This is a genomic window from Streptomyces cahuitamycinicus (assembly GCF_002891435.1).
Classification (GTDB): Bacteria; Actinomycetota; Actinomycetes; order Streptomycetales; family Streptomycetaceae; genus Streptomyces; species Streptomyces cahuitamycinicus.
Genome location: NZ_POUC01000664.1, coordinates 1 through 2,997, shown reverse-complemented (window position 1 = coordinate 2,997; position 2,997 = coordinate 1). Strand labels below are relative to the sequence as shown.

Genomic DNA, 2,997 nt, shown 5'->3' with positions numbered 1-2,997 from the left:
CTTGCCGGTCTCGGCGACGATCCGCACAGCCCCCTCACGGAACTCCGCGTCGAACTTCCGCCTCTTGCCTGCCATGACCCTCAACTTCCCCTGCAGTCAGGGTCTCTACGCTACGAGGGGAAGGTCACAGCAGGAACCATACGGACAACACTCCGCCGCCCAGAGCGATGCCTAGGTGAAGCGCCACCCACAACGCATAGAGGCGCAACCTGAACAGCTTAGGGAAACGAGCCTGCTGCCTTCGGTAGGTGTCAGCCCATCCTGAGTCGATAGAGAGGCTCGGATGCAGGCCGGCTAGTTCCTTGCGAAGGCTCAACGCTTGTGCGTCTGGAGAGCGTGTCGTTCCCGGTACTTCATGCATGCCAGCGCTCCAAACGAGCCGAGCAGCATCATGGGCAGTGTGACCGCGAGCATCGACGGCCCTAGCCCCCTCTGAGCGACGAAGCCCAGCCCCGCTGCCACCACTAGGATCACGATATTGGTGAGCGTTGCGCGTTGGTTCTCAAGCCGCCGCATCTGGTCGCGCTGATCTTTCCAGAGCTCAATCAAGACGTCGCTACTGTCGGCCATGCCCCTCCCCCATCGGCTCCCTGAGTAATTGTCAATACCTGTGGATCGTTGGTAGAGGCGAGCGGTTGAAGATTCTGCCCATGTCAGCGCGCCTGGCTATCCCGTTCGGGACGCACCAGGACCTCGCTGCCTATGGGTGTGAACCCGCAGGCGAGGAAGGCGCGTAGGGAGCGGGCGTTGCCGGGGGAAACGGCAGCGAAGACTGGGTCGGCTTCCGGAACCAGGGAAAGGGCATCGGCGAGGAGCGACCGTCCGTGTCCTTGGCTGCCGTCCTGGACGTTGCGGAGTTCGATACTCAGCTCCCGCCGCCCGGCGAGGCCGTCGGCCAGGGTGATGAGGCCGCGTTCGTCACCGTAGACCTTGACGTTCGTCCGCAGCTTCCTGGCATGGCGGACGCGTGGATGGTCATCCGCATCGGCCAGCTCTGCTAGGCGCGGCGGGCCGCCCGTACCGCGGGCCGTGAGTGTCGCGTCGGTGACGTCGATCCAACCCTTCGGGCCGGCCAGGTGGCGCAGGAAGTCCGGCGAGAGCGACGCACCGAAGCCATCCGGTCCTTGGGCGTGTATGGCCTGGCTGGTCAGGGCGGTGGCGACGACGGCGTGGCCGGTGAAGGCGACCGAGCACTCGAGTCCTCCGGCCAGGGGCGGTAACACCGTCACCCGGCCGTCGATCGGCGGGAAGCAACCGTCGGCGGCGGCCATGAAGAACGTCAAGAGCGGGTGCGATTCGCCCACGGTTGCCCACCGGTCTGTTGAGGGAGTCCAGCAGGGGCAATTGTCGGGCAGGTCCCGTGGATTGGTCGAGGTTGTTCATGCTGCGGGGGTTTCCGGGCGTTCGACGAGCCAGCCGCTCTCGAAGCGGGCGCCGGCCCGGACCAGGGCAACGAGGTGGGGCGCGTTCACCGCCCGCCACCGCTGCTGGGCGGACTCGACGAGCTTGAAGACCATCGCCAGGGCGGCGGTGCGGGAGTCGGCGCCGCGGGTGACCTTGGTCCGCAGCCGGACCGTGGCGAACGTGGACTCGATCGGATTCGTGGTACGCAGATGGATCCAGTGCTCGGCGGGGAAGTCGTAAAACGCCAGCAACTCGGCCTGGTCGTTGGTGATCTTCTTGACGGCCTGGGGGAATTTCGCGTCGTAGAGCTTCGCGAACAGCTTGACGGACTGCTCGGCGTGCTCGCGGTCCTCGGCGCTGTAGATCTCCTGCGGGGCCTTCTTCGCTCCCGGCTGCGCGGACTTCGGCGGGGAGTCGAGGACATCGGTGGCGGGCCTCCTCGGGGAGGCGGACGCTGGAGTTGGGGGCAACGTGATGGAGAGGTGCTCCATGACTCGCACCAGCCCGGACCACAAGGCGCGTACACCGCTTCTCTCCCGCCCCGCCGTCCGTCGCTTCCTGCCGTTCGTTCTGATCAGCGCGGTCGCTCTGATCTTCATCTTCGAGAACCGCTCGGACGTCGAGATCCGCCTGCTCGTGCCGGTCGTGACCATGCCACTGTGGGGAGCCCTCCTGATCGCCTGGGCTCTCGGCATGCTCGCCTGCGTCCTTGCCATGCGCCGACGGTCGAGCCGGCACTCTCGGCAGTCCAGGTAGCGGGGGCGGCAGTCCCGCAGGCGAGTCGCGTGGCCCCGGGGCGTTCGCTCAGTCCGGGCGGCAGTGCTCTTCCAGATAGTTCGCCGCCAGCGTGCTCGCGCGGGTGAACCAGTCGTGCAGGACGGCGATCTCGTCCGGGGAGTAGTCCGCGAAGAGGTGCGTGAGGCGGGCGTAGTACGGCTCGTAGACCTCTCGGACACGGGCGACCGCGTCCGGCCGGGCCGCCACGCGGATGCGGCGGCGGTCCGTGGGGTCGGGGCGGCGGGTGATGTAGCCGGCGCGCTCCAGGCGGTTGAGGATGCCGGTGACAGCGCCGGTGGTGACGTGGACGCGGGCCGCGAGGTCGCCTGCCGTGGGAAGGTTCTCGCCGGCCTCGATCACATAGGCGAAGCAGGTGAGGTCGGTCACACTGAGGCCCACCTGCTGGGCGATCTCGTGCTGCCCGACCAGGTGAGTCGCGATGAGCCGGTCCATCGCCGTTAGGGCCTGTTCCGGCGTGGCGGCCGGACGCGGCTTGGCTGGCATACCCAGATCCCTTAGTTCGTGAGATGTTTGGGCCGTAAAAGTCTTAGCACATGAAGGGTTCGGCGAGTAGGAGCCCTTGGGCGCGAGGGAGTGACACGTGAGTGCACATCAGTATGACCACGGGCACACGGTCGCGGGGTGGGTCGGATTCGGCATCGCCACCGTCGGGGCAGGAGTGGCCGGGCTGGGAGTCTGCACGGTCTCCGGCCTCCTGATCACCGGTGGGCTGGCGATCGGGGTCGTGAGCCTGCTCGTCACCTGGGCCCTGCATCTCTCCGGGTGGGGGAAGGGGCCGGGACTGCGGCCCCGGGC

At 67.3% G+C, this 2,997-nt stretch carries 5 protein-coding genes and 1 pseudogene; 2 read left to right on the top strand and 4 right to left on the bottom strand.

Features of this window, described 5'->3' with window-relative positions:
• Positions 1 to 312: 312 nt before the first annotated feature.
• From C1J00_RS41235 to C1J00_RS41225, 3 genes and pseudogenes are all read right to left on the bottom strand, one after another.
• Positions 313 to 570: a hypothetical protein gene (locus tag C1J00_RS41235; protein ID WP_102913952.1), complete on the bottom strand. Its 258-nt coding sequence runs from the start codon at positions 568 to 570 to the stop codon at positions 313 to 315.
• Positions 571 to 653: 83 nt separating this feature from the next.
• A complete protein-coding gene (locus tag C1J00_RS41230) occupies positions 654 to 1,304 on the bottom strand; it encodes a hypothetical protein (RefSeq protein ID WP_102913951.1) in 651 nt (216 codons plus the stop codon).
• Between the two features lie 75 nt (positions 1,305 to 1,379).
• Positions 1,380 to 1,829, bottom strand: a pseudogene (locus tag C1J00_RS41225) (transposase); the annotation flags it as partial.
• Positions 1,830 to 1,893: 64 nt separating this feature from the next.
• Between C1J00_RS41225 and C1J00_RS41220 the strand changes: the two are divergent.
• Positions 1,894 to 2,160 (top strand): hypothetical protein, encoded by a 267-nt coding sequence (locus C1J00_RS41220; protein ID WP_102913950.1) that lies wholly within the window; start codon positions 1,894 to 1,896, stop codon positions 2,158 to 2,160.
• A gap of 48 nt (positions 2,161 to 2,208) precedes the next feature.
• Here C1J00_RS41220 and C1J00_RS41215 read toward each other — a convergent pair whose 3' ends face one another.
• A complete protein-coding gene (locus C1J00_RS41215) occupies positions 2,209 to 2,685 on the bottom strand; it encodes a MarR family winged helix-turn-helix transcriptional regulator (RefSeq protein WP_102913949.1) in 477 nt (158 codons plus the stop codon).
• A 97-nt stretch (positions 2,686 to 2,782) separates the two neighbouring features.
• On the opposite strand from C1J00_RS41215, the gene C1J00_RS41210 reads away from it, so the two are divergent.
• Positions 2,783 to 2,997: HGxxPAAW family protein (locus C1J00_RS41210; RefSeq protein WP_281262800.1), on the top strand; the 215-nt coding region annotated here is incomplete at its 3' end.

Excerpts from the sequence above, each read along its gene's own strand:
- C1J00_RS41235 (WP_102913952.1), bottom strand. The coding sequence starts at position 570 with ATGGCCGACAGTAGCGACGTCTTGATTGAGCTCTGGAAAGATCAGCGC.
- C1J00_RS41220 (WP_102913950.1), top strand. The coding sequence starts at position 1,894 with ATGACTCGCACCAGCCCGGACCACAAGGCGCGTACACCGCTTCTCTCC.
- C1J00_RS41215 (WP_102913949.1), bottom strand. The coding sequence starts at position 2,685 with ATGCCAGCCAAGCCGCGTCCGGCCGCCACGCCGGAACAGGCCCTAACG.